Origin of the sequence: Caballeronia arvi (genome assembly GCF_001544695.2) — a bacterium.
In the GTDB taxonomy this organism is placed as follows: domain Bacteria; phylum Pseudomonadota; class Gammaproteobacteria; order Burkholderiales; family Burkholderiaceae; genus Caballeronia; species Caballeronia arvi.
Map to the genome: position 1 here is coordinate 35409 of NZ_FCOM02000040.1, position 25877 is coordinate 61285.

A 25877-nucleotide genomic window follows, 5' to 3' on the forward strand; every position below is an offset into this window, starting at 1 on the left:
GAGTGAGCGCGATGCCCGTTCCAGCGACGGCTTGAATGAAGGAACGGTTTTTACGCCGTTGCTTCAATTCTCCCGGCATCGAAGGCCGCTGGCAAGGCGACAGTAAAGTTTCGTCGCGCGCGTGTTGTGCGCAGGTGACGATGCGAGAAATGTACTAGACGGTTCGAACAATCGACGCGTGTCGAGACCGGTCGTGCTTTTCAGTCCGAATTTCCCGTCGCTGATTTTTAAGACGCGGATTAGAGCTTTCCTAACTCCAACTCCCTAATATGCTTTCAACGCCGAACAACGCAGGACATCATGAAGAAGAAGCAGCGCATCATCCTCGCCGCCGCAATCATGTCGATGAGTCTGATTGTGTTCATGTCGATGAACAGTGGCCGCGCAGCAATCGACATGTTTGCGATGAAGGGATCGCCCGTCGACGTGACGGCGCAGTTGGAGCAGTGGCAGTGAAGCAGGTAGAAGAAAAAAGCAGTAGCAGGTAAGCAGTAGCAGGTAAGCAGTAGAAGCAAAAGCAGTAGAAGGAAATCCGTAGCGTGAAAGTAAGCAGTAGCAGTAACAACAGAGCAGTAACCGGACCGGGCGTTTGCGCAAGCAACGCCCGGTTTTTTCATCGCCGTGGAAGTTATAAATCAACGAACGCCCGCGCACATTATTTCGTTGAAACGCCTTGCGCCTGCGGTTTTGCCACCTAGACTTAAAGTAGTTTCTCAACTGCTTCGACAGGGAGGCGACGATGAGAACGAGAACCCGCGAAGTCGTGCGCATGCTCGCGACGTTCCGCCATTCGGCGCATTGCCGGCGCTTGCGCGCGGCCGCGGCGGCGCAGGAGTCGCGCGCGCTGGCCGACGAAGAAACTCAGGACGAAGTGCAGGAGGACGAACGTACGGAAAGTTCGTCGGTCGATGAGTGGCTCGCGTCACGCAAGCCGCATCGGGGAATGCACTGATCGGCGAACGATCACACGCGCCCCGCATTCCTGAATGGCGAGAAACGCCAGCGTCCGCTCGCGTCCTTCACCGCGATCGCGCCGTGCTCGTGCAGCACCTCGCCGATCGCACCCGGCTTGATGTCGTCCGTCATGCGAATGACCAGCAAGGTGCGTTGCGGTGCGGTGTCGTCGGGCGTGTGAGGCGCGGGCGGATGACGCGGCAGCGGTTCGTGCGGCACAAAGCGGTTTCGCGCCCCGATCACCCCCTGATGCTCGCCGTGCGCGACGTATTCCGCATCGTCCTCGTCATGCGTCGGCGGCAAAAGTGCGTCGATGTTCTTATCGCCGCGTCCCGCCCGGTAAAGATGTGCATCGTCGCGTCGCAGACCTGCAAGCTGCAATGCGCGAAGCGCGTCATGTCCGTCCCGGTACGAGGCGAACACCCCAACTATGACCTGATTCATCGTCGCCCCCTCTGTCAGTCCGCGTTATCCCGCGGACCAAGCAACAGATGTCTTCATGCGCATGAAGCGCGCTCTTTATTTGTCATATGAAGTAGAGCAACACCTGTTCCCGCATGACAGTTTGAAAGACGAAAAGCCGATGACCGATCTTCACCGGGTTGCGACCCCCACGGCTATCACCTAAAGTAACTGAGCTTCTTTCCCGGAACCGCGCGTCACGCGACGCGCTCGCCGCGAGGTTCGAATGATTGCGAAAGCCTGTGCGTGGGTGCTCGTACTGATGGCAGGCTCCGCAGTCGGGGCGCCGTGCTACAACGACGGCGATGTCGTCATGCTCGAAGGGACGGCCGCGCGCCAGGCTTCGCGCGAAGCCGATGCGTCGGCGAAAGCGGCATGGGTGCTCTCGCTGTCGAGCCCCATCTGCGTGTTGAGCGCAGGCGCGGGACAAAGCGGGCGGCAGCAGTCGAATGTATCGGCGGTGCAGATCATCGACGCGACGCCGCCGGAAAACGCGCGCATCCAGTTGACGGGCAAGCTGGTCACCGGCAACGTCAGCAGTTATTACGCGGTGCCGACCGCGATCTGGGTGCTCAAGCAGCGTGTGATTTCGGGACAATAGAAGCAATAGCGCCCGCGATGCCTGCACGGGCAATGCGCTGAAACCCGCTGGAAATACGAACGATCAGGCCGCTTTTGCGTGCGCGTGATAGCGCCAGAATTCGGCGACCACGATATGCAGCGGTTGCTGATCGAGCTTGCGTTCCTCGGCGAATCGCAAGATGGCGTCCAGTTGCTGGCCGGTGCAGCGGATGCCTGCATGGCGCGGCGCCGTCTGGTTTTTCTTGTGCGTGGTCATGGCAATCCTTTTCTAGGACCTTCCCCGGCAGGGCAAAGTCGTTCGACGGGGCGGCCCGTGCGCGCGAACATTGCCTGCTGCTGCCACATTAAGCCGGAGCCGCGCAGGCGGCACTGGCTGTTAGCGCACATAGTCGTCAATGCATCGTCAATACACACGCAATAGCGCAAAGCCCGGACCCGGCGCTCGCGGGCGCGCTTTGCTTACAACCCCGGAATAAAAGCTTCGGCCCGGCCGTTTAGGACTGCATGAACCCGCGCTGAAATCGAGACGCGGGGCAAGCCGAGGAGAAAGCCTGTGAGCGCCGATCAACATGCGCAAGAGGAACTTGCGCACATCGGACGGATGATCGCGGAGCTGGAGCGCGTCGCGACGAGCGGGCGCACTGCGCCGATGCGCCCTGCCGTCATGCGGCAGGAATACTGGCAGCGGCGCATCGATGCGTTGATCGTCGCGTCGACGAACGAGCCGCTGCGGCGCGATGCGGCCGCGCTGCGCGAGCGCCTGGCGGACGTCTTCGCCGATACGCACGAACGAGACACGGGGCACGTGGAAGAGCCAGCGCGGGAGACCGGCGGCAGAAGAAGAAGTGAATGAAGCGAAGCGGCGTGAGCGGCGGCGCATGCGATGAAGGCATGCGTCGCCGCAGCGTCATCCGGTTTGCTCGACGGGCGTCACGTCGATGTCGAGTTTCTGCGTGCCGCGCAGCACCGCGATCGTCACCGGCCGATCGATGCGCGACGCATCCAGCGTGCGCTGCAAACCATCGACGCTATCGACGGCGATGTCATCCACCGCGACGATACGATCGCCCGTGCGCAATCCGCCGAGCGCGGCGGGGCTGCCTTTCACGATCTCCATCACATGCACGCCGCTCGCCGCGCTCAGCCCGAAGAAGCGCTGCACGCGGCGCGAGATCGGCGTGGTCGTGCCCGCCACGCCGATATACGCCCGCCGCACGCGCCCGTGCGTGAAGATCTGCATGATGACCCACTTGGCCGTATCGATCGCGGTGGCGAAGGAAATGGCCTGCGCGCCGGAGATGATCGCCGTGTTCACGCCGATCACCTGTCCCGCCGAATCGATGAGCGGCCCGCCCGAATTGCCGGGATTGAGCGCGGCGTCGGTCTGGATGACGTCGTAGATCATGCGGCCGGAGGTCGAGCGCAGCGTTCTGCCAAGCGCGGACACGACGCCCGTCGTGACGGTCTGCGCGAGTCCGAGCGGATTGCCCACGGCGATCGCGATCTGCCCGACGCGCAACGCACCCGAGCTGCCCAGTTCGACATGCGGCAACGGTTCGGCCGAGCCGATGCGGAGCACCGCGAGATCGCTAGCGGGATCGTCGCCGATCAGATCGGCATCGAAGCGCGCGCCGTCCGCGAGCGTGACGACGATATGCGTCGCGCCATGCACGACGTGGCTATTGGTCAGCAGATAGCCGTCTGGCGTGAAGATGAAACCCGAGCCCGTGCCGCCGACATGGCGCCGCGCGCCGCGCTGATCGGCGAGCTGGCGCTCGACGGAGATGAACACGACTGCCTGCCGCACGCGTTCGAGCGCGCCGATGACCGTGCGCGAATAGGCGTCGAGCAGCGCGGTATCGTCGAGCGGAGCGGAGGGCGCGGCGTCCTGCGCGCCGCGCGCGAGATCGTCGATGAATTGAGGCCGGCTTCCCATGTTGCTTGAACTCCCGATGTCTGGAAGCCGACATGCAGGCCGCCGCCGCCGATTTCAAGAGATGGCCGCATCCGCGAGCAGCTTCATCGGACCGCGCGATTCGACGATGCCGCGCTGCGCGTCGTCGCGCACGAAGAGCGAGCCCGCGAAACCGAGCGCATTCACCGCGACGCCTTCGACATGCGACACGCTGCGCGGCACCGCGAGCATCCAGCGGCGTGTGACGAGCAGGTTGTAAGGCGCGCTCTGATGCGCGGCGCCCGCGACATCGAGCGCCTCTACGCCGATCGCATCCAGCAAGCGCCGATACGTTGCGTGAGCGTATGCCGCGTCGTGGTTATCGAGCCACGCCGCCGCATGCGCGAATGCGAGCCCGGGCGCGCGGAAGATGCCATTCGTGCGCGCGGCTTCGAGGTGCGGTTCGATCGGCAAGGCCTCTTGCGTATCGGCATCGAGCGGCAAGGGCACCATCTGCAGATGCTTGTGCGGCTGGCTCGACCCGGCGATCGCGCCGCCGTTATAGAAGCCGAGCCCGTCGAAGCGATCCAGACAGGCGAAGAGCGCGGCGAAATCGTTTTCACCGATGAGGCATTCCTGCGGCTCGAAGTCCGTCGTCACGATCAGCAGATGATGCGCGAGCACGTTGAACTTGTTGAGCAACAGGAAATGCTCCTCGCCGATATCGCCGACACGCAACGCCTCTTCGCACGGCGAAAACGGATCGCGCCATTCGCTCGCGGCATCCGCGGCGGATTTCGCCGCGAGCTTCGACGCCTCTTCCTTGCGCGCGAGATTCGCCGCTTGCCTCACGAGAAAGCGCACGCCGCCGTCCTCGATCGCGCTTTGCACGGTATCGAAGGAGCGCAGCGCGCCGCATGCGAGCGCTCGCTCGGTTTGCGCGATGATGTCGAGCCATGTCGGGGCCTTCACGTGCGCCATGCTTCTCCTTTGCCGAATTCGTGACGTTCGAGCGATGCTGCATGCATCTCGATGCTGTAACCCGGCGTTTGCGGCGGCATATAGCGTCCGTTTCTGATGACGACGGGATCGAGAAAATGCTCGTGCAGATGATCGACGTATTCGAGCACGCGATTCTCGAGCGACCCCGACACGCAGATGTAGTCGAACAGCGAAATGTGCTGCACATACTCGCACAAGCCGACGCCGCCCGCATGCGGACACACGGGCACGCCGAACTTCGCGGCCATCAGGAGAACGACGAGCACTTCGTTCAGCCCGCCTAAACGGCAGCTATCGATCTGACAAAAGTCGATTGCTTCGGCCTGCAGCAGTTGCTTGAAGATGACGCGGTTCTGGCAATGCTCGCCGGTCGCGACGCCGATCATCGGTGCCAGGCGCTGGCGGATGGCGGCATGGCCGAGCACGTCGTCGGGGCTCGTCGGCTCTTCGATCCACCACGGATCGAACTCGGCGAGACGGCGCATGTTCGCGATCGCTTCATCGACTTCCCAGACCTGGTTCGCGTCCATCATGAGCTTGCGCTCGGGGCCGATTTCCTCGCGCAGGATGCGCGCGCGCCGGATATCTTCTTCGAGATTGCCGCCGACTTTCTGCTTGAAATGCGTCCAGCCCGCAGCGACGCCTTCGCGTGCGAGACGGCGGATCTTGTCGTCGTCGTAACCGAGCCAGCCCGCCGATGTCGTGTAAGCCGGAAAGCCTTGCGCGAGCATCTCCTGTTCGCGTTCGCCGCGCGTGCCTTGCAGACGCTTCAACAGCGCGAGCGCTTCCGATGGCGTGATCGCATCGGTCACGTAACGGAAGTCCAGACAGCGCACGAGCTCTTCCGGACTCATGTCGACGAGCAGTTTCCACAAGGGCTTCTTTTCGCTCTTCGCCCAGAGATCCCACACGGCGTTGACCACGGCCGCGGTCGCGAGATGAATGACGCCTTTCTCGGGGCCGATCCAGCGCAACTGACTATCCGATGTGAACGCGCGCCAGAAGCCGCCCATGTCCGCGGCGATCTCTTCGAGTTTTCTGCCGACGACGAGCGGCGCGAGCGCTTCGACCGCCGCGACGACGACTTCGGTGCCGCGCCCGATCGTGAACGTGAGGCCATGACCGGCGAGTCCGGGCGCATCCGTTTCGAGTATCACGTAGGCGGCGGAATAATCGGGCGCGGCGTTCATCGCGTCCGAGCCGTCGAGCGAACGTGAAGTGGGAAAGCGGATATCGCGCACGGAGAGCTTCGTGATGCGGGTCATCTTCATCTCCTCGAAAGGTGGCGTGACGGCTCCGGATGCTGCAAAGCAAGGGGTTTATCGACATTGACAACCCGTGTTTCGCCTCCTAGCCTGCTAGCATGTTAGTGCGAAATCAAGGGCGGCGTGAGCACATCGACGAATGAAAACAGCCTTGCCGCCGACCCTTATCGCGCCTTGCCACAGTTGCACGGTTCGGAGCGCGGCAGCCTCACCGACGCGGTCGAAGAAGCGCTGCGCGCGGCCATCGTCAATCTCGCGATGGAGCCCGGCATGATGATCGACAAGCTCGCGGTATGCGAGCGCATGGGCGTCTCGCGCTTTCCGGTTTCGTCCGCGCTTGCGAAGCTCGCGGCCGCGGGTCTCGTCGAAGTATTGCCGCAGCGCGGCACGCGCGTCATGCCGATCGTCATGCACGATATACGCCAGCATCTTTTCATCCGCAGCGCGCTCGAAGTGGAGACCGTGCGCGCGCTGGCCGCTGGCTGCGACGAAGCCACGCTCGATGCGCTCGACGCCAATCTCGAGCGCGAACGCGATGCAGTGCAGCAAGGCTTGCGCCGCGAGTTTCATGTGCTCGATCTCGCGTTTCATGCGCTGCTGCTCGATGCGATCGATCTGCCGCGCGTGAAGGAGATCGTCGCGGCATCGCGCAATGCGCTCGATCGCGCGCGCCGCCTGATGGCGAGTCCCGAAAGGCACGCGCATACGCTCGCGGAACACGGGCGTATCGCCGCTGCCATTCGCAAACGCGATGGCGATGCCGCCGCGCGCGCGATGCACGATCACCTCGATGAAGTCGTCGCGGAGTTGCGGCGCTTTTCCGCAGAAAGACCGGACCTGTTCAGGGAGTAGAAGACAAGAAAGACCCAAGCGTGATCAACCGCAATGGAGGAGACACATAATGAACCTGTTCAAGCAAGCGGGCGCCGCAGCCGCGCTCGCAGCCTCATGTTTCACCGCATCGCCCGCGATGGCCGCAGAAGACTTCAAGGGCGTGACCGTCAACGTGATGACCTTCGTCGGCCCGCAGATCGCCGAGCCGCTGCAACGCCGCGCGCCCGAGTTCGAGAAGCTGACGGGCGCGAAGATCAACGTGCTGACGGTGCCGTTCTCTGACCTCTATCAGAAGCTGTTGACCGACTGGGCGTCGAGCACGAATTCCGTCGATGCCGCGGTGTTCGCGCCGCAATGGATGGTCGATTACACCAAAGGCGCGTTCCTCGAAGACCTGACGCAGCGCGTCTCGAAAGACTCGGCGTTGAAGGAAAGCGATGTGATGCCGTTCTTCGTCGACTTCTCGCAGAAGTACAACGGCAAGACCTATCTGATCGCGCTCGACGGCGACTTTCAGATGGTCTATTACCGCACCGATATCCTGAAGCAGCTCGGCAAGGAGCCGCCGAAGACGTGGGACGATTATCTCGACATCGCGAAAGCGGCCAACGGCAAGGCCTTCGGCGGCGATGGCAAGCCGGTCGCGGGCTCGTGCATTTCGAAGAAGCGCAACGCGCAGGCGTATTGGGCGATCATCTCGATCGCGGGCGGCTATCTGCAATCGAAAGGCACGTCGCAAGGCGCGTTCTTCGATCCCCGCAACTTCAAGTCGCTCGTAAACAACGACGGCTTCAAGGAAGCCTTGCGCGTCTATAAGGAATCGACGACCTACGGCCCGCCCAACGAAATCAATCTCGATGTCGGCGATACGCGCAGCGCGTTCATCTCCGGTCATTGCGCATTGACGCTCGACTGGGGCGATATCGGCGTGCTCGCTATCGATCCGAAGCAGTCGAAGGTGATCGACAAGGTCGGCGCCGTGATTCTGCCCGGCTCGCGCAAGGTGCTCGATCGCGACACGGGCAAGCTCGTGCCATGCGACAAGGCCACGTGTCCGTATGCGATCGACGGCGTGAACCATGCGCCGTTCGCTGCATTCGGCGGCTGGTCGGGCGGCATCAACGCGAAGGCAAAACCGAAGGTGAAGGACGCGGCTTATGCGTTCCTCTCGTTCATGAGCCAGCCGGCGCAATCGAACGTGGATGTGACCATCGGCGCATCGGGCTTCAATCCGTATCGGCGTTCGCAGTTCACGGACATGTCGGCATGGAAGAAGGCGGGCATGAGCGACGCCGCGGCGAAGTCGTATCTTGGCGCGATTCAGCAGAGCCTGCAGAGTCCGAACATGATCATCGATCTGCGCATTCCGCAGAATCAGCGCTATGAGCAGGTCGTGCTCGATACGGCGGTGGCGCGTTTCGTCGCGGGCGAAATCGATGCCGACGCGACGATGAAAGCCATCGACAGCGGCTGGAGCGAGATCACCGACGATCTCGGCAAGGACGCCCAGTTGCGCGCATACAAGGCGTCGATCGGCGCGAAGTGAGCTGCGTCACGCGCGGCGCGGACCGTGATCCGCGCCGCTATGGAGACTCGATGAATACGCCTTCGCACGCATCGACCGTGGCCGCGAACGAGCGAGGCTCGCGCGCGCGCGTCGCCAACTGGCTCGACAGGCAGGCGCCTTATGTCTTCGTGCTGCCGACCGTGCTGTTGATTCTCGGATTCTCGATCTTTCCGCTCGTCACATCGGCGTATCTTTCGCTGACGCGTTTCGAACTGGGCGAGGGCGGCTATCAGTTGACATTCACGGGCCTGCGAAATTACGTGCGGCTCTTTTCCGGCAGTCAGCAGTATCACTTCACCGGCGTGTTCCGCGTGCCGGGCATCATCAGCATTGCGGTGATGGTGATCGCCGTGCTTGCAGTGATCGTGTGGTTCTATCGTTACTTCACAGGCGAGCGACGCTCGATCATCGGCGCAATCGGACGGCTGATTGCTGCGTGCATGTTTCTCGCGCTCGTCTGGCTCGGGGCGAATACGCTCGGCGGCGGCGGCGCGCTCGGCAGTCTGATGGTCACGATCTTCTACGTCGTGTCGGGCGTGGCGCTGCAGTTTCTCATCGGGCTCGGGCTCGCTTATCTATGCACGCTCCCGCTCAAGGGCGGGCGCTTCTTTCGACTATTGTTCTTTCTGCCGCTGATGGTGACGCCCGTCGGCATCGCGTACATGTTTCGCATGATGGCCGATACCTCGATCGGCCCGCTCGCGCCGCTATGGTCCTGGCTCGGTCTCGGCCAGATCGCGTGGGCGGCGGACCCGTGGCTCGCGCGGCTCGTCGTCGTGATCGGCGATACATGGCAATGGGTGCCCTTCATGTTCCTCGTGATGCTCGCGGCGCTCGAAGGCACGTCGCGCGAACAGATCGAGGCCGCGCAGCTCGATGGCGCATCGGCGTGGCGCGTGTTCCGCGACGTGACGTGGCCGTCCATCGCACCCGTTGCGGCCAGCGCAGTGCTGATTCGACTGATCGAAGCATTCAAGATCGTCGATCTGCCGAACGTGCTGACTAACGGCGGCCCTGGCATCGCGACCGAATCGATGACGCTGCATGCGTTCATCGAATGGCGCGCGCTGAATCTTGGAGGCGCGTCGGCGGTGGCGTACATGCTGTTCTTCGTCTCGACGATCGCATGCGTCTCGTTCTTCCAGTTCGTCGTGCGGCGCGCGCGAGGAGAGCAGTGATGAACGCGTTCAAACGCTGGTTCGTACCCGCGCGCGTGGATGAGATGCCGGCCGGCGGTAAGGCGGTCGCTTATCTGCTGCTCGGGTTGTGGTCGCTCGTCGTGCTGTTTCCGCTGTACTGGATGGCGATTACATCGTTCAAGCTGCCGGTGGATGTATCGACGGGCCCGCTCTACATTCCCTTCGTCGACTTCACGCCGCATCTCGACGCGTGGCATTACATCTTCGTCGATCTCGGGCCGGACACGTATCGGCCTTATATGAACTCGCTGATCGTCGCGTCGTGCAGCACGGCCGCAGCGGTGTTTCTCGGCTCGATGGCCGCGTATGCGCTCGCGCGCATCGAATACCGGCCGCCGGTCGCGGCCGTGGGGCTCGGCATTGTGTTGATCGCGTTGCTGATCGCGGCGGTCGCGTGGGGCCACGTCGATCTGCGCATCGCGTTCGTGGTCGCGTTCGCGCTCTTCTTTTTGCTGCTGCGCCCGATCATGCGCCGCGCGCATCGACGGCTGAACAATGACGACATTCTGTTCTGGGTCGTTTCGCAGCGCATTCTGCCGCCCGTCGTCACGGTGATCCCGATCTATCTCATCTTCAGGGACGCCGGCCTGCTCGACACGCACCTCGCGCTCATCATCACGTATGCGACGGCGAATCTGCCGATCGTCGTGTGGCTGATGTTCGATTTCTTCGAAGGCGTGCCGCGCGAAATCGAAGAGAGCGCGCAGATCGACGGCGCGACGCGCTTCTCGATTCTCTTCGGCATCGTGCTGCCGCTCGTGTCGCCTGGCCTTGTCGCGACGGGCCTGCTCGTGCTGATCCTGTCGTGGAACGAATATCTGTTCGCGCTCTTTTTGACGACCGCGAATGCACAGACGATGCCGCTGCTCGTCGCTGCGCAGAACGCGACGCGCGGTCCGCAATGGTGGAACATGTCGGTGCTGATACTCATCATGATCCTGCCGGTGATGCTGCTCACGCTCACGCTGCAGCGCTTCATCGTGCGGGGCATTCTCGTGGGAGCGGTGAAAGGATGACGGTCATGGATAGCGAGGCGGTGAAGGTCGACGACACCCGCCTGACGAAGATCGCGGCGGCGCGTCAGTCGAAGAGCGTGTCGTTGAGAAACGTCGGCAAGCTGTTCGGCGACACGCGCGTGCTGCGCGATTTATCGCTCGACGTGCAGGCGGGCGAATTCCTCGTGCTGCTCGGCGAATCGGGCTGCGGCAAGACGACGGCGCTGCGCATCGTCGCGGGACTCGAATCGGCGACGGAAGGCGCGGTGTTCGTCGGCGATACCGATGTCACGCATCAGCTTCCGCGCGACCGCGATGTGGCGATGGTGTTTCAGTCGTATGCGCTGTATCCGCACAAGACGGTGTTCGAGAACATCGCGTATCCGCTCATCGTGAGAAAGCGCCCGAAGGCCGAGATCGAAGCGGCGGTGCGCGAAGTGGCCGCGAGCGTCCAGCTCGAACCTTTGCTTGCGCGCCTGCCGCGTCAGTTGTCGGGCGGGCAGCGTCAGCGGGTGGCGCTGGCGCGCGCAATCGTGCGGCGGCCGGCTGCGTTCCTGATGGACGAGCCGCTCTCCAATCTCGATGCCAAGCTGCGCGGCCACATGCGCGCGGAATTGAAGCACATGCAACACGAGCTCGGCATCACGACGATCTACGTGACGCACGATCAGATCGAAGCGATGACGCTTGCGCATCGTGTCGCTGTCCTCGACAAGGGCGCGTTGCAGCAACTCGATACGCCCGCGCGCATCTATTCGGACCCGGCGAATCTGTTCGTCGCGGGTTTCATCGGATCGCCGCCGATGAATTTTCTGCGCGGCACGCTCGCGCAGGGACGTTTCGAAGCGCCCGGTCTGTCGCTCGATGCGCCGTTGCGTCACGAAGGCCGCGCGACGCTCGGCGTGCGTCCGGAGGAATGTTCGTTGATGCGGCAGGGCGAAGGCGAATTGCAAGGACGCATCTATTCGGTCGAGCTGATCGGCGATCATTCCCTCGTGACGATGAACGTGGGTGAGCAGCAGATCGTCGTGAAGGTGCCGAATACCTTTGCGGGCGAGATCGGCGGCGCGGCGGGCGTGCGCGTGAATCGCGAGCGCATTTATTTCTTCGATGAAAGCGGTGCACGCATTCAGCAAGCTGTTTGAAAAACGAGCTTTCTCGCGTCGTCTATATTGAATACATGGAATTCGATATATGGGGGCGCGAAATGCGGCGCATCTATTTTCTTTTGCCGAGCGTGGCGAGCGCGAAGAGCATCATCGACGAACTGCTTCTGAAGCGGATCGAATGGCGGCATATCCATGTGCTCGCGCGGCCTCATACGCAGCTCGAGGATTTGCCTCAGGCCACGCTGGTTCAGCGCTCGGATCTTCTGCCGGCGCTGGCGCGCGGAACGGCGGCGGGCGGTGTGACGGGCGTGCTCGCCGGGCTGGTTGCAATGGCGTTTCCGCCGGCGGGATTGACGATTGCCGGGGGCGCTGTCGTTTGCATGACGCTCGCGAGCATGGGTTTCGGCGCATGGGCCGCGACGATGATCGGCGTGGGGATTCCGAATACGCGCTTGCGGCGCTTCGAAAATGCGATCGAGGGAGGCGAATTGCTGATGATGGTCGATGTACCGACGGGGCGCCTCGAGGAGATCGAGGCGTTGGTGAAGGGGCATCATCCGGAGGCCGACCTCGAAGGGGCGGATCCTACGATTCCTGCTTTTCCTTGAATTTTTTTTTCTTCGTGGAAGCCTGTTTTCGTGTCGGTCTATTAGCACTGCCCCTCCCCGGGGCGGGGGTAACTTTCTTTGCTGCTGCAAAGAAAGTCACCAAAGAAAGCAGCTTTTCCCATCCAAAGTGCCTCACGCCGGCCGCGGCACAGGCGATTGGCTGAATGGAACCCAGAGTAGCGAGTGTTCTCGTAGGTCTAACCGGGTGTGGATCGCGCACGGTCTGTTTCATCGCGCCGCTTAACGAACTGGTTCAGCCCTTGCAAGCTCCGGCCCGCTTCGCGGCCGACCGGTCGATTCGGTTTGCGTGCGCTTTACTCACTGCACTTGTGATCAGTTGGTTTCCCTTGCATGCCCGGCGGCAGCGCGTAGCGCTGTGCCGAAGCTATTTTGTGCTGAACCAGCATGCTTGACGTTATCGGGCGGCAGACCGTGCGCGATCCAAGCCGCCCGAGTTTTGTGGGGGCACTCGCTACTCCGGGTTCCATTCAGCCAATCGCCTGTGCCGCGGCCGGTGTGAAGTGCTTAGGCTGGGGATAGCTGCTTTCTTTGGTGACTTTCTTTGCAGCAGCAAAGAAAGTTACCCCCGCCCCGGGGAGGGGCAACGCTAATAGACCGACACGAAAACAGCATTCCACGAAAACCGAAGCAAAAACAACAAACCGATGCGCTAATATCACCCCCTTGGGGAAACCCACCCAATCAAAACCCAAAAAAACCAAAAACACGACCGTTCACCAACCCGAGGATGAAAAACCCGATGCGCCGTGTGGTCTTCAATCAAAAAGGTGGCGTAGGCAAGTCCACCATCGTCTGCAATCTCGCCGCGATCAGCGCCTCCCGCGGTGTGCGCACACTGGTCATCGACCTCGATCCGCAAGGCAACGCCAGCCAGTACCTGCTCGGCGCCAACGCCCGCGACGCGCAGCCGAATCTCGCGAGTTTCTTCGAATCGGCATTGAGCTACAGCTTCCGCGAACCCACGTTCGATTCCTTCATTCACTCGACGCCGTTCGAAAATCTCGACATCGTGCCGTCGCATCCGAATCTGGAATCGCTGCAAAGCAAGCTCGAATCACGCTACAAGATCTATAAGCTGCGCGACGCGCTGAAAGGGCTGCAAGACTACGACGCGGTCTATATCGACACGCCGCCCGCGCTCAACTTTTTCACGCGCTCCGCGCTGATCGCCGTCGAGCGCTGCCTGATTCCCTTCGATTGCGACGACTTCTCGCGCCGCGCGCTCTATTCCGTGCTGGATAACGTGCAGGAAATCCGCCACGATCACAATCCGGACCTGAGCGTCGAAGGCATCGTCATCAATCAGTTTCAGCCGCGCGCAAGCCTGCCGCAGCAACTCGTCGACGAACTGCGCAGCGAAGATCTCCCCGTGCTCAATTCGCATCTGTCGCTCTCCGTGAAGATCCGCGAGAGCCATCAGCACGCGCGTCCGATGATCTATCTCGAACCGCGTCACAAGCTCGCGCAAGAGTATGTCGCGCTGCACGAAGAGCTCAACGGCTGAAACGAGGCGCAGATAGTCGGGAATAAATCGTCGTCGCGGACGTTCATGCAGGAGACAGGCGCATTCCGTCGCGCCGTATTTCCCGATGATGACGCATATGACGACCGTTCCCTCGCAGGCCCATCCCGCACCGAGCGGGCCTCCATCGACAGAAAGCCTCTCCGGCATGGTCGCGTTCGTGCGCGCGGCGGAATCGGGCAGTTTCGTGGCGGCGGGGCGCGCGCTCGGTCTATCCGCGTCGGCGGTGGGCAAGAGCGTGATGCGCCTCGAAGCGAAGCTCGGCGTGCAATTGCTCAATCGCACGACACGCAGAATCGGCCTCACGCACGAAGGCGCGCGCTTCTTCGCGCGTTGCAAGCGCATGCTCGCCGATCTCGAAGAAGCGGAAAACGAGCTGTTCCATTCGACATCGTCGCCGCGCGGGCGGCTGCGAATTGCCGCGCCGTCGCTCGGCAGCCGTCTATTGCTGCCGCTCGTGCCGGAATTCAGGCGGCGCTATCCCGACATCGAACTGGATATCGATTTCAGCGATCGCATGGTCGATATCACGCAGGAAGGCTATGACGCCGTGATCCGCACCGGACGTCTCGCCGATTCGCAATTGCTCGCGCGGCCGCTCGCGCAATATGGCCCGGTCGTGGTCGGCTCACCCGCGTATTTCGCCGGTCACGGCGAGCCCGCGACGCCCGCCGATCTCGAAGGTCATTCGTGCATCCGCTTCCGTTCTCCCGCAAGCGGGCGGCCCGAGTCGTGGCGCTTCACGCGCGACGATCACACGTTCGCCATCGATCCGCACGCGACGCTCACCTTCAACGACATGGAAGCCGTGCTCGCCGCCTGCATCTCGGGCTTAGGGCTAGCGTGCGTGCCGGACTTCATCGCGAAGAGCGCGCTCGAAGGCGGCATGCTGCGCGCCGTGCTCGGCACGCACATGGGCACGGAAGGCGTGTTCCAGATCCTGTGGCCGCCAAGCCGTCACGAAGCGCCGCGCCTGCGCGCGTTCATCGATCACGTCGCATCACGCCTGGGCGGACTGCCGTCACACGAAGTGCGATTCCGCGCGGCCTGATGCGTCGGTGCGTCGATGCGTCAGCTTTTCTTCGTGGTCTTCGCGACGAACGGCGCAGGCGCATGCGCGACCTTCTCGCTGCCGCACTTCGGGCATTTGAGTTGCACCGTCGCGTGCTCGGCGACGTGCTCCGCGTGCTCGAAGGTTTCGCCGCAATCCTGGCAACGGTATTGATAAGTCGGCATGTCATCCTCCGCGCGCGACCGGTGATCCGGCGCAATGAGCGCCGGTTCAACCCATTCTAGTTCAGCATTGGCGCATGAAAATCAGTTCACGACGCGGCGCACGAGCGGCGTCTCCGGCGTGGGATAGCCCGCCTGCCTGAATGTTTCGATGATCGCGCGATTGGTGTCGAAATAGACCTGCCAGTAGTCGCTGGTATTGGTGTAGGGCCGCACGCACAAAAGCGGGCCTTCGGGCGTGAAGGACAGCACTTCGACATCCGGCGGTGGCGTCGTCGCGACGTTTGGAATTTTTGCGACCGCTTCCTTGATGCGCGCGATCGCATCGAGCGGATCGACGCCGTTCGCGATCTTCGCCGTCAGTTCCACGCGCCGATGCGGCAGCATGCTGAAATTCCAGATCGTGTCGGAAAAGATTTTGTTGTTGCCGACGATGGCCGCGACATTGTCGGGCGTTGTGATCGTCGTGCCGAAGAGGCCCAGCTCGGTGACGGTGCCGGTGACGCCGCCCGCCGTCACGAAATCGCCCACCTTGAAAGGCCGCAACACCTGCATGAACACGCCCGCCGCGAAATGCGCGAGCAGCCCGCCCCACGCGGTGCCGATGGCGAGACCGAGACCCGCGAGCAGCGCCGCGAACGACGTCGTCTGAACGCCAAAAATCTGCAGAATCGCGAGAACGAGCAGCAGATTAAGAATGACGCCGAGAATCGAGCCGAGATAATGCGCGAGCGTCGGATCGACGCGGCCGTTGCGCGCAAGGAGCTTGCGCATTGCGCTGATGACGAGATTGATGAGCCAGCGCCCGATGATCCATAGCGCAATGGCGCCGATGACCATGATCGCTAGGTCGACGCCGCGCGTCATGATGAATACACGTACGGTTTCGATGTTCATGTTCTTCTCGCTCGTGCAGTGCCGCGCCAGATAGCTTTTTCAACCGGGAAAACATGCCGACAGGCCTGACGAGTTATAGGCGACGCGCTGCGTCATCGCAAGAATTACAGGAATGTTTAAATTTGATCGGAAGGTTCGACTGCTTTCAGCGAAACGTTCACGTCCATTCGGCTTCGTCGGCGTTCTGATCGGGCAGGGTAAGTCCGGATGCGGGCAAGGGCAGCGCGGTCTTGTAACGCACCTGCTTGAGCGCAAAGCTCGATCGGATATTCGACACGCCCGGCATTTTCGTGAGCCGCTCGAGAATGAAGCGCTCCAGCGCGGCGACATCGGGCAAAACGACGCGCAACAGATAGTCCGCATCGCCCGTCATCAAATAACACTCCATCACTTCAGGGCGCTCGCTGATCGCCTGCTCGAAGCGCGCGAGCGCATCCTTGATCTGCTTTTCCAGACTGACTTGAATGAAGACATTGATCGACAGCCCGAGCGCTTCAGGATTGAGCAAGGTAACGTGCTGTTTGAAGAGCCCTGCTTTTTCGAGGGCGCGCACGCGATTGAAGCAAGGCGTCGGCGAGAGATTCACCGCGCGCGCCAGCTCCGAGTTGGTGATGCGCGCATTTTGCTGAAGCTGATTCAATATGCCGATGTCGGTGCGGTCGAGGCGCTGCTTGGCATTGCCGGTCATAGTCGAAAGATTCCGGTTTCGAGCGTTTTCGAAGAATAAACACACTACCGCAAAGCGGGGCAGCAGCCAAATGAGACGCACATTCTGCGCATCTATGGATATGCTTGAACACATTCTCAAGCCTTAGTGGAGTCGCGCCATGACCGACTTATCGAGCGGAACCCGTCAGCTTCTTTCCATCGCCAAGGGACGCGAGGACATCGATCCCGACGAAACCGCCGAATGGCTGGAGGCGCTCGATGCGGTCGTCGCGCATGTCGGCAAGGAGCGGGCGCAGTATCTCTTCGACCGGCTCGCGGAGCATGCGCTGTCGGTGGGCGTGGAGTCGGCGCGGGCGCGCGCGACGCCTTATGCGAACACGATTCCCGTATCGCAGCAGACGCCTTATCCGGGCAATCTCGACATCGAGGAAAAGCTCGCCGGCGTGCTGCGCTGGAACGCGCTGGCCATGGTCGTGCGCGCGAATCGCGCTTATGGCGAACTCGGCGGACATATCGCGAGTTATGCGTCGGCAGCGGATCTGTTCGAAGTCGGCTTCAATCATTTCTTCAAGGCCGCCGATGCGGACGGTGGCGGCGATATCGTCTACTTTCAGCCGCATTCATCGCCGGGCGTGTATGCGCGTGCGTTCCTCGAAGGCTTTCTCGGCGAAGAGCATTTGCGGCACTATCGGCGCGAGATCGCGGGGCCGGGTCTGTGCTCGTATCCGCATCCGTGGCTGATGCCCGATTTCTGGCAATTCCCGACCGGTTCGATGGGCATCGGCCCGATCAACTCGATTTATCAAGCGCGCTTCATGCGCTATGTGCAGAACCGCAATCTGCTGCGCACGGAAGGCCGCAAGGTGTGGGGCTTTTTCGGCGATGGCGAAATGGACGAGCCCGAAGCGATCGGTGCGCTGTCGCTCGCGGCGCGCGAACAGCTCGATAACCTCGTGTTCGTCATCAACTGCAATCTGCAGCGGCTTGACGGTCCCGTGCGCAGCAACGGCCGCATCGTCGACGAACTCGAAGCGCAATTCACCGGCGCGGGCTGGAACGTGATCAAGGTGCTGTGGGGTTCGGACTGGGATGCGCTGTTCGCGCGCGACCGCACGAATGCGTTGCTGCGCGCATTCGCGCATACCGTCGACGGACAATTTCAAACCTTCTCGGCGAATGACGGCCGCTATAACCGCGAGCGTTTCTTCGGACAGAATCCGGAACTGGCGGAACTCGTCGCGCATATGTCGGATGAAGATATCGACCGGTTGCGGCGCGGCGGCCACGATGTGCGCAAGCTGCATGCGGCCTATGCGAAGGCGCTCGCACACAAGGGCCAGCCGACCGTGATTCTCGCGAAGACGATGAAAGGCTTCGGCATGGGCACGGTGGGACAGGGCCGCATGACGACGCATCAGCAGAAGAAGCTCGATCTCGACGATCTCAAGGCGTTCCGCGATCGCTTCCGTCTGCCGCTGTCGGATGAAGATGTCGAGCAAGTGAAGTTCTACAAGCCCGCCGACAATGCGCCCGAAATGCGCTATCTGCACGAACGACGTGCGGTATTGGGCGGTTACTTGCCGCGTCGTCGCGCGAAGGCGTCGCTTGGCATTACGCCGCCCGCGCTCGATACGTGGGGCCAGTTCGCGCTCGACGCATCCGGCAAGGAAATGTCGACGACGATGGCCTTCGTCCGCATGCTCGGCAGCTTGTTGAAGGACAAGACGCTCGGCCCGCGCGTCGTGCCGGTGGTCGCGGACGAGGCACGCACGTTCGGCATGGCGAATCTCTTCAGGCAGGTGGGCATCTATTCGCCGCTCGGTCAGTTGTATGAACCGGAAGACATGGGCTCGATGCTCTATTACCGCGAGGACACGCGCGGGCAGATTCTGGAGGAAGGCATTTCGGAGGCGGGCGCGGTGTCGTCGTGGATCGCGGCGGCGACGTCGTACAGCGTGCACGATTTGCCGATGCTGCCGTTCTATATCTACTACTCGATGTTCGGTTTCCAGCGCATCGGCGACCTGATTTTCGCGGCGGCGGACCAGCGCTCGCGCGGCTTTCTCATCGGCGCGACGGCGGGCCGCACGACGCTCGGCGGCGAAGGCTTGCAGCATCAGGATGGCACGAGCCATCTGTCCGCATCGACGATTCCGAACTGCCGCGCCTACGATCCCGCGTTCGCTTATGAAGTCGCGGCGATCGTCGATGAAGGCATGCAGGAGATGATGGAACGTCAGAACGACGTGTTCTATTACGTCACCGTGACCAACGAGAATTACGCGCAGCCATCGGCGCCGGGCGGTTCATTGGATGAAGCCACGCGCGAAGGCATTCTGCGCGGCATCTATCGCATCGGCGACGATGCGGGGGAAGCGCAAGCGCAAGTGCAACTGCTCGGCTCGGGCGCGATCCTCAACGAAGCCATCGCCGCTCGCGAGATATTGAAGCGCGACTGGAACATCGACGCCGCCGTGTGGAGCGTGACGAGCTATACGGAGCTTCATCGCGATGGCGCGTCATGCGAGCGTCTCGCGCGCCTGAACGACGACGATGCATCGACGCCCTTCGTCACGCGTGCGCTGGCAACATCGCGCGGCCCGGTGATCGCCGCGACGGACTACGTGCGCGCCGTGCCGGAACTGATTCGCGCCTACGTGCCGCGCCGCTACGTCACGCTCGGCACCGATGGCTTCGGCCGCAGCGATACGCGTCAGTCGTTGCGCGAGTTCTTCGAAGTGGATCGCATGTCGATCGTCATTGCCGCGCTGAAGTCGCTCGTGGACGAAGGCGTCATCGAGAAGACGGTGCTGAAGGCCGCGCGCGAAAAATACGGCAAGACGCAGGAAGCGCACGACGCGCCCTGGCTGCGTTAAGTATCGTTGCGCGCCGCATCGAGCAACTCGCGCACTTCGTCGTCGCTGGTCTGATCGAAGTCGATATAGAACTGCCCGACGCCGAAGTATCGATGCGGCCGCATCACGCAGACGAATTCATCGACGATATCTTCGATGCGCGCTTCCGAATCCAGCGGCGCGACCGGCAGCGCCGCGACGATCTTCGACGGATGCGCGTGACGCAAGGACATCGCCGCGGCTTTCATGGTCGCGCCGGTGGCCATGCCGTCATCGACGACGATCGCGATACGGCCGTTCACATCGAGCGGCGGCAGGTTGCCGCGATAGAGCTTCTCGCGCCGTTCGAGCTCGGCGCGCTCGCGTGCAATCACGCGTTCGAGTTCGTGCTTGTCGACACCCGCATAGTCGACGATGCGCTCGTCGAGAAAGAACGCATCGCCCGATGCGATCGCGCCCATCGCGAGTTCCGGCTGCACCGGCACGCCGAGCTTGCGCACGACGAGCACATCCAGCCGCGCACCGAGCGCGCGCGCTACTTCATACGCGACCGGCACGCCGCCACGCGGCAACGCAAGCACGGTGACGTCGTCGCGCTTCGCATACGCGTTCAGATGTGCGGCGAGTTCGCGGCCCGCTTCTCTACGGTTCCCGAACGCTGAGTTCATGTCGACCGTCCTTTGCCCGGCGCGCGCGAGACGAACCGCGCCGCGCCATCGAGACCTTCATCGAATACCGCGCGATAACCGTTCGCGCCTTCGCGTTGCAATGCGCGCGTGAGATCGCTGTCGAACGCGTTCTCGTGGACCGAGCGCAAGTCTGCGCGCAATGCGCTTTGCGGCAACGCGGCCAGTTCGCACGCGAGCGCCTCGGCCACGTTGCGCGCTTCGCCTTGCGGCGCGATGCGACTGGCGAGGCCGATGGCGAGCGCTTCGTGTGCATCGATGGCGCGCCCGGTGAGTATCAGATCCAGCGCACGCGACATGCCGACCAGATGCGGCAGCCGTATCGTGCCGCCATCGATGAGCGGCACGCCGACGCGTCTACAGAACACGCCGAGCACCGCGTTCTCCTCGACGATGCGCAGATCGCACCACGCCGCGAGTTCCAGGCCGCCCGCGACCGCATGACCGGCGATGGCGGCGATCACGGGCTTCTTCAATGCGAGGCGCGTCGGGCCCATCGGGCCGGGGCCGCTGCCGTCGGCGTGGATTTCGTTGCGTCGCGCGTCGTCGTTCAAGGCGCTGAGATCCGCGCCCGCGCAGAAGGTGCCGCCCGCGCCCCACAGCACGGCGACCGACGAGGCATCGTCCGCATCGAAGCGCTCGAATGCTTCGCGCAATGCATCGGCGATGCTGCGATCGACCGCGTTGCGGCGCGCGGGCCGCTCGAGCACGACCGTGACGACGCGCGGATCGCGCACGAGCGTTTCCATGCGCACGTGCTCGCCAAGATTTGCGATGCGAGGCGACATCGATGGCTCCGTTTTCGCACGAATCACACTTCAGGATACTCGTCGCGCGACGCGGGCGTGCACCACATCGAAGCCTTGCGATAACCCTACATAACGCCTGCACGATGAAATATTTGGCTCGCGAGCGGTGCATATGATGCGACCTAACGGGGCAATGCACCAACATCGAGCGAGCTGCATCAGGCGTTTTTCATCGACCTTGCACCAACCTCAACCGCCGTGCACAAAGCCCACGCACCGTTCCGATGCCGAATGCGCCAACTTGGCCCGGAACTTGCTCAAAAGGCGGCCTTGTCTCAACCGACCGCTCGATCATGCAGGCACTTCAGTCCGGAACCGACACTCTCTTTCTGCTGCTTGGCGCCGCGATGGTGCTCGCGATGCACGCGGGCTTCGCCTTCCTCGAACTCGGCACGGTGCGCCGCGAGAATCAGGTCAACGCGCTCATGAAGATTCTTGTGGATTTCGCGGTCTCGACGCTCGCGTACTTCTTCATCGGCTACAACATCGCGTATGGCGTGCAGTTCATGCACAGCGCCGATATCCTCGCCGAGCACAACGGCTATGCGCTCGTGCGCTTCTTTTTTCTGCTGACGTTCGCCGCCGCGATTCCGGCAATCGTGTCGGGCGGCATCGCGGAGCGCTCGAAGTTCAATCCGCAACTGTTCGCGACCTGCGTGATCGTCGGCTTCATTTATCCGTTGCTCGAAGGCGTCGCGTGGAACGAGCGCTTCGGCATCCAGGGCTGGCTCACGCACGTCTTCGGCGCGCCGTTCCATGATTTCGCGGGCTCGGTCGTCGTGCATGCGTTCGGCGGCTGGGTCGCGCTGCCCGCTGTGCTGCTGCTCGGGCCGCGTCACGGGCGCTATCACAAGGACGGGCGCATCGCCGCGCATCCGCCGTCGAGCATTCCGTTTCTCGCGTTGGGCGCATGGGTGCTCGCGGTCGGCTGGTTCGGCTTCAACGTGATGAGCGCGCAGACCGTCGACAAGATCAGCGGCCTCGTCGCCGTCAATTCGCTGATGGCGATGGTCGGCGGCACGCTCGCGGCATGGTTCGCGGGCCGCAACGATCCGGGCTTCACGTATAACGGGCCGCTCGCGGGACTCGTCGCGGTATGCGCGGGCTCGGACCTGATGCATCCGCTCGGCGCGCTGATCGCCGGCGCGGTCGCAGGCGTGCTCTTCGTGCAGATGTTCACGTGCGTGCAGAACCGCTGGCGCATCGACGACGTGCTCGGCGTGTGGCCGCTGCACGGCATGTGCGGCGCGTGGGGCGGCATTGCGGCGGGCATCTTCGGGCAGAAGGCGTTCGGCGGCATCGGCGGCGTGTCGATCTGGTCGCAGCTCATCGGCACGGCGGGCGCGGTGGCGCTCGCGCTCGCGGGCGGCGCGGCGGTGTATGGCGCGATCAAGCTGACGGTCGGTCTGCGGCTCGATCGCGAGGAAGAGTTCAATGGCGCCGATCTCGCGATTCATCGCATCTCGTCGACGCCGGATCGCGAGATGGCAGGCTGATCTCGACGCTCGCACGATGAGTCGGTTCGGACTTTGCTGCGGACTTTGCTGTAACGTAGCGAAGTTCATCATCGAAGCGAGCACACATAATGTCGAACGATCACGCCTCCCGCCAGCCCGGCATCATCGAAGAACTCAAGGTTCCCGCCGTATTCGATCTCGAAGCGGAACGCGAGCGCCGCATCGCGTTCCTGGCCGACTATCTCGAAGCGCAGAAGCTCAGGACCTACGTGCTCGGCATCAGCGGCGGCGTGGATTCGTCGACGGCGGGGCGTCTCGCGCAACTCGCGGTCGAACGCCTGCGCGCGCGCAATGTCGATGTGCGCTTCATCGCGATGCGCCTTCCATACGGCGAGCAGCGCGACGAAGCCGATGCGCAGCGCGCGCTCGAATTCATCAAGCCGGATGAAACGATCACCGTCAACGTGAAGCCCGCCGCCGACGCGATGCGCGAATCGCTGAAGGCGGGCGAGCTGCTGTTTCGCGACGAGCGTCACGAAGACTTCGTGCTCGGCAACATCAAGGCGCGCCAAAGGATGATCGCGCAATACGCGGTGGCGGCGGCGCATGCGGGCGTGGTGATCGGCACGGATCACGCGGCCGAATCGCTGATGGGCTTCTACACCAAGTTCGGCGATGGCGGTGCGGACGTGCTGCCGCTCTATGGCCTCAACAAGCGCCGCGTGCGCGCGCTCGCCGAAGCGCTCGGCGCGAGCGTCGAGATTTCGAAGAAGATCCCGACCGCCGATCTCGAAACGCTCACGCCGATGAAGCCCGACGAAGACAGCTACGGCATCAGCTACGAAGACATCGACGATTTCCTCGAAGGCAAGCACGTCTCCGACGAGGTCTACACGACCGTTTATCGCTTCTACGATGCGACGCATCACAAGCGCGTGCTGCCAATCACGCCCTATGACGACTGGCGCAGGCACGCCCTTCGCTGATCAGTCGTAAAGAGAGCCGGGCGCGATCGGCGCAGTCTTCGTTCGTCTTGTACGCCGAGCGCGCCGGTCATCCTGTACCGGTCGACTTCCTCGGAGACGCGACGCTTGGACTCCACAGAGAACGCGACATTCGATCTGCCGCTGCCTGCCCGCAATTTCGCGTCGATGCGAAAGCTGCTGCTGCTCGTGCTGGCCGTGTCGATCGTGATTCCGCTCGCGTGCCTCGGCATCTACGGCTACTACGATCATGAGCGCCGCTTCGCGGAAAACGAGCATGCGCTCAAGGTCATCGATCTGAATCAGCAGATGGAGACGCGCATCGTCGATTTGCTCGGCGATAGCGACGACGCCACCGTCAAAAGCCGCGAAGAGGGCTTGCATCGCACGCTCGACGACATGAGCGGCACGCTCGCACAGATCGCCGCGATTTCGGTGTTCGGCGAAAAAGGCGATCTGCTCGCGAACAGCCGCTACTATCCGGCGCCTGTCATATCGATCGCCGAGCGCGACGATTTCACGTCCGCGCGTGCGGTCGCGCCGGTCACATACTTCTCGCTGCCCCTGCGCGGCAAGGTCGCACGCTCGGACGTGTTCACGACGACGATGGGCCGCATCGGCCACGACGGAAAATTTCTCGGCGTCGTGTCGATTGCGCTGAAACGTGACTATTTCACCGACTTCTATCGCGAGCTCGCGGCGGGCGATTCCGCGGTCGTGATCGGCCTCTACCGGCGCGACGGCAACATCCTCGCGCGCTTGCCGGCGAGCGCGGACAGCACGCAGCCGGCAACGAATACGCCGTTCACCAACGCGTTTCGCAACAACGAGATGTACGGCAACGTGCGCATGTTTTCGAGCGTCGATCATGTCGAGCGTCTGCTCGCGTTCAGGCGCGTCGGCGACTTTCCGCTCTATGTCGCGACGGGCTATGCGACCTCCGTCGTCGAGTCGAACTGGCGCAAGAATCTCGCGCTGGTCGCGGCGATCGCGGCGTTGCCGTGCATCGCCGTATGGCTGCTGATCGGGTTCTCGATTCGCCGTCTCGATGCGGAACAGGCCGCATGGGAACGCTGGCAGGCCGAAGTCGCGACGCGCCTGTCCATCGAGGCATCGAGCCGGCAATTGCGGCGCATGGGCGCGCTTGGCAATCTCGTGGCGAATGTGGCGCACGACTTCAACAACTTGCTGATGGTCGTCGGCGCGAACATGGATCTCGCGCGCCATAAGCAATTCAATGGCGTCGAGAGCGAAGTGCTCGCGGTGGAGCGCGCGACCGCCGGCGCCGGATCGCTCGCGCGTCGGCTGATGAGCGTCGCGCGCAAGCAGCCGCTCAAGCAGGAAATGATCGATCCCGCCGACTGGCTCAGAAAGGTGATCGATCTCGTGAAGAAATCGGTGCATCCGTCGATCACGGTGACGCTGGAGCTGGCGCCAGATCTGTGGAAGGTGATGGCCGATCCGATCGAACTGGAGCTCGCGCTGGTGAACCTCGCCGTGAATGCGAGCGATGCGATGCCGCACGGCGGGCGCGTCGTGATCCGTTGCCAGAATGCGCGCGTGCGCGGCGCGGAAATCGATATTCCCGATGGCGAATACGTGCTCGTCTCGCTCACGGACAACGGCGAAGGCATGACCGAGCAAGTGCGGCGGCGCGCGTTCGAACCGCTCTTTACGACCAAGCAGCGCGGCGCGGGCACGGGCCTCGGGCTCGCGCAAGTGCTGGCTGCGTGCGAGCAGGCGGGCGGCACGGCGCGCATCACGAGTGTGGCTGGGTCGGGCACGACGGTGCGGCTCTATCTGCCGCGACATCATGTGCCGGCGTCGGTTCAGCCGGAAGTCAGTGCGCCGCCCGATATCGATACCCCGCCGCCCGCGCCGGTGTCCATCGACGAAGAAGACGCGCCGTTGCGCGGCACCTCGGTATTGCTCGTGGAAGACAATGAGGATGTCGCGGCGGGCGTGACGGCCGTGCTCGAAGTATTCGGCTGCGCGGTGCATCACGAAGTGAGCGCGGATGCCGCGTTCGCGCTATTGGGCGAGGGTTATGGCTTCGATCTCGTGCTCTCCGATGTGCAGATGCCCGGCCGCATGAACGGCATCGATCTTGCCGAGCAGATCACGAAGCGCCTGCCCTCGCAAAAGCTCGTGCTGATGACGGGCTATGCGGACGAACTGGAACGCGCGAAGCATCTGGGCGTGCCGATTCTCGCGAAGCCCTTCGACATGAACGATCTGCTCGATCTGATGGCGCCCGGCGTGCCGCATTGAGCA

General features: G+C 62.7%; 27 protein-coding genes. 16 read left to right on the plus strand and 11 right to left on the minus strand.

Going from position 1 to position 25877, the window contains the following annotated elements; genetic code table 11:
- The first annotated feature begins 300 nt into the window (after positions 1-300).
- Positions 301-456 (plus strand): hypothetical protein, encoded by a 156-nt coding sequence (locus tag AWB74_RS46520; protein WP_160110329.1) that lies wholly within the window; start codon positions 301-303, stop codon positions 454-456.
- 283 nt (positions 457-739) lie between these two features.
- The gene (locus AWB74_RS30745) at positions 740-952 is read left to right on the plus strand and encodes a hypothetical protein (protein ID WP_061150397.1); all 213 of its coding nucleotides are present in this window, start codon (positions 740-742) and stop codon (positions 950-952) included.
- 11 nt (positions 953-963) lie between these two features.
- Here the strand turns inward: AWB74_RS30745 and AWB74_RS30750 are convergent, their stop codons facing one another.
- Positions 964-1398, minus strand: a complete 435-nt coding sequence (locus tag AWB74_RS30750) for a hypothetical protein (protein ID WP_061150398.1) — start codon at positions 1396-1398, stop codon at positions 964-966.
- 244 nt (positions 1399-1642) lie between these two features.
- On the opposite strand from AWB74_RS30750, the gene AWB74_RS30755 reads away from it, so the two are divergent.
- The gene (locus AWB74_RS30755; protein WP_235024742.1) at positions 1643-2017 is read left to right on the plus strand and encodes a hypothetical protein; all 375 of its coding nucleotides are present in this window, start codon (positions 1643-1645) and stop codon (positions 2015-2017) included.
- Between the two features lie 63 nt (positions 2018-2080).
- Here the strand turns inward: AWB74_RS30755 and AWB74_RS46525 are convergent, their stop codons facing one another.
- On the minus strand, positions 2081-2254 hold the full coding sequence (locus tag AWB74_RS46525) for a hypothetical protein (protein ID WP_160110330.1): 174 nt from the start codon (positions 2252-2254) through the stop codon (positions 2081-2083).
- A 297-nt stretch (positions 2255-2551) separates the two neighbouring features.
- Between AWB74_RS46525 and AWB74_RS30760 the strand changes: the two genes are divergently transcribed.
- Positions 2552-2851 (plus strand): hypothetical protein, encoded by a 300-nt coding sequence (locus tag AWB74_RS30760; RefSeq protein WP_061150399.1) that lies wholly within the window; start codon positions 2552-2554, stop codon positions 2849-2851.
- A 54-nt stretch (positions 2852-2905) separates the two neighbouring features.
- On the opposite strand, the gene AWB74_RS30765 is transcribed toward AWB74_RS30760, so the two are convergent.
- From AWB74_RS30765 to AWB74_RS30775, 3 genes are read right to left on the minus strand one after another with little or no spacing between them, the layout of a single operon-like run.
- A complete protein-coding gene (locus AWB74_RS30765; protein ID WP_061150400.1) occupies positions 2906-3934 on the minus strand; it encodes a S1C family serine protease in 1029 nt (342 codons plus the stop codon).
- A 54-nt stretch (positions 3935-3988) separates the two neighbouring features.
- Positions 3989-4873 carry an ATP adenylyltransferase family protein gene (locus AWB74_RS30770; RefSeq protein ID WP_061150401.1) on the minus strand — a complete coding sequence of 295 codons (885 nt, stop codon included), beginning with the start codon at positions 4871-4873 and terminating at the stop codon, positions 3989-3991.
- Positions 4861-6159, minus strand: coding sequence for an L-fuconate dehydratase (locus AWB74_RS30775; RefSeq protein ID WP_061150435.1), 1299 nt, complete (start codon positions 6157-6159; stop codon positions 4861-4863). Before AWB74_RS30775 ends, AWB74_RS30770 begins: the two co-directional genes overlap by 13 nt.
- Positions 6160-6282: 123 nt before the next feature.
- On the opposite strand from AWB74_RS30775, the gene AWB74_RS30780 reads away from it, so the two are divergent.
- From AWB74_RS30780 to AWB74_RS30805, 6 genes are all read left to right on the plus strand, one after another.
- Positions 6283-7011, plus strand: a complete 729-nt coding sequence (locus tag AWB74_RS30780) for a GntR family transcriptional regulator (protein ID WP_235024743.1) — start codon at positions 6283-6285, stop codon at positions 7009-7011.
- A gap of 49 nt (positions 7012-7060) precedes the next feature.
- Entirely contained in the window at positions 7061-8539 is a 1479-nt protein-coding gene (locus AWB74_RS30785; RefSeq protein ID WP_061150403.1) for an extracellular solute-binding protein, read from the plus strand.
- 50 nt (positions 8540-8589) lie between these two features.
- Positions 8590-9738, plus strand: a complete 1149-nt coding sequence (locus tag AWB74_RS30790; protein WP_061150436.1) for a carbohydrate ABC transporter permease — start codon at positions 8590-8592, stop codon at positions 9736-9738.
- A complete protein-coding gene (locus tag AWB74_RS30795; RefSeq protein WP_061150404.1) occupies positions 9738-10775 on the plus strand; it encodes a carbohydrate ABC transporter permease in 1038 nt (345 codons plus the stop codon). Before AWB74_RS30790 ends, AWB74_RS30795 begins: the two co-directional genes overlap by 1 nt.
- A gap of 5 nt (positions 10776-10780) precedes the next feature.
- Positions 10781-11899, plus strand: a complete 1119-nt coding sequence (locus tag AWB74_RS30800) for an ABC transporter ATP-binding protein (RefSeq protein WP_327362683.1) — start codon at positions 10781-10783, stop codon at positions 11897-11899.
- Between the two features lie 62 nt (positions 11900-11961).
- Positions 11962-12471 (plus strand): hypothetical protein, encoded by a 510-nt coding sequence (locus AWB74_RS30805; protein WP_061150438.1) that lies wholly within the window; start codon positions 11962-11964, stop codon positions 12469-12471.
- A 488-nt stretch (positions 12472-12959) separates the two neighbouring features.
- Here the strand turns inward: AWB74_RS30805 and AWB74_RS30810 are convergent, their stop codons facing one another.
- Positions 12960-13199: a hypothetical protein gene (locus tag AWB74_RS30810; RefSeq protein WP_087039302.1), complete on the minus strand. Its 240-nt coding sequence runs from the start codon at positions 13197-13199 to the stop codon at positions 12960-12962.
- 32 nt (positions 13200-13231) lie between these two features.
- Here AWB74_RS30810 and AWB74_RS30815 point away from each other — a divergent pair, with 32 nt between their 5' ends.
- Both AWB74_RS30815 and AWB74_RS30820 read left to right on the plus strand, forming a co-directional pair.
- Positions 13232-13996: a ParA family protein gene (locus tag AWB74_RS30815; protein ID WP_061150439.1), complete on the plus strand. Its 765-nt coding sequence runs from the start codon at positions 13232-13234 to the stop codon at positions 13994-13996.
- Between the two features lie 166 nt (positions 13997-14162).
- On the plus strand, positions 14163-15065 hold the full coding sequence (locus AWB74_RS30820; protein ID WP_061150405.1) for a LysR family transcriptional regulator: 903 nt from the start codon (positions 14163-14165) through the stop codon (positions 15063-15065).
- 20 nt (positions 15066-15085) lie between these two features.
- On the opposite strand, the gene AWB74_RS30825 is transcribed toward AWB74_RS30820, so the two are convergent.
- The 3 genes from AWB74_RS30825 to AWB74_RS30835 all read right to left on the minus strand — a co-directional run bounded on the left by AWB74_RS30825 (position 15086) and on the right by AWB74_RS30835 (position 16832).
- Positions 15086-15250: an FmdB family zinc ribbon protein gene (locus AWB74_RS30825; RefSeq protein WP_061150406.1), complete on the minus strand. Its 165-nt coding sequence runs from the start codon at positions 15248-15250 to the stop codon at positions 15086-15088.
- A gap of 81 nt (positions 15251-15331) precedes the next feature.
- Positions 15332-16144 (minus strand): mechanosensitive ion channel family protein, encoded by an 813-nt coding sequence (locus tag AWB74_RS30830; protein WP_061150407.1) that lies wholly within the window; start codon positions 16142-16144, stop codon positions 15332-15334.
- 157 nt (positions 16145-16301) lie between these two features.
- The gene (locus tag AWB74_RS30835; RefSeq protein WP_061150408.1) at positions 16302-16832 is read right to left on the minus strand and encodes an Lrp/AsnC family transcriptional regulator; all 531 of its coding nucleotides are present in this window, start codon (positions 16830-16832) and stop codon (positions 16302-16304) included.
- A 139-nt stretch (positions 16833-16971) separates the two neighbouring features.
- On the opposite strand from AWB74_RS30835, the gene mdeB reads away from it, so the two are divergent.
- Positions 16972-19689 (plus strand): alpha-ketoglutarate dehydrogenase, encoded by a 2718-nt coding sequence (gene mdeB / locus AWB74_RS30840; RefSeq protein WP_061150409.1) that lies wholly within the window; start codon positions 16972-16974, stop codon positions 19687-19689.
- Here the strand turns inward: mdeB and AWB74_RS30845 are convergent.
- Both AWB74_RS30845 and AWB74_RS30850 read right to left on the minus strand, forming a co-directional pair.
- Positions 19686-20336 carry a phosphoribosyltransferase gene (locus AWB74_RS30845; protein WP_061150410.1) on the minus strand — a complete coding sequence of 217 codons (651 nt, stop codon included), beginning with the start codon at positions 20334-20336 and terminating at the stop codon, positions 19686-19688. The two genes, mdeB and AWB74_RS30845, sit on opposite strands and share 4 nt — an antisense overlap.
- Positions 20333-21142, minus strand: a complete 810-nt coding sequence (locus AWB74_RS30850) for a crotonase/enoyl-CoA hydratase family protein (RefSeq protein ID WP_061150411.1) — start codon at positions 21140-21142, stop codon at positions 20333-20335. Before AWB74_RS30850 ends, AWB74_RS30845 begins: the two co-directional genes overlap by 4 nt.
- A 314-nt stretch (positions 21143-21456) precedes the next feature.
- On the opposite strand from AWB74_RS30850, the gene AWB74_RS30855 reads away from it, so the two are divergent.
- From AWB74_RS30855 to AWB74_RS30865, 3 genes are all read left to right on the plus strand, one after another.
- Positions 21457-22659: an ammonium transporter gene (locus AWB74_RS30855; RefSeq protein WP_061150412.1), complete on the plus strand. Its 1203-nt coding sequence runs from the start codon at positions 21457-21459 to the stop codon at positions 22657-22659.
- 89 nt (positions 22660-22748) lie between these two features.
- Positions 22749-23606 carry an ammonia-dependent NAD(+) synthetase gene (nadE, locus tag AWB74_RS30860; protein ID WP_061150413.1) on the plus strand — a complete coding sequence of 286 codons (858 nt, stop codon included), beginning with the start codon at positions 22749-22751 and terminating at the stop codon, positions 23604-23606.
- A gap of 105 nt (positions 23607-23711) precedes the next feature.
- Entirely contained in the window at positions 23712-25874 is a 2163-nt protein-coding gene (locus tag AWB74_RS30865; RefSeq protein ID WP_061150414.1) for a hybrid sensor histidine kinase/response regulator, read from the plus strand.
- Positions 25875-25877 lie beyond the last annotated feature (3 nt).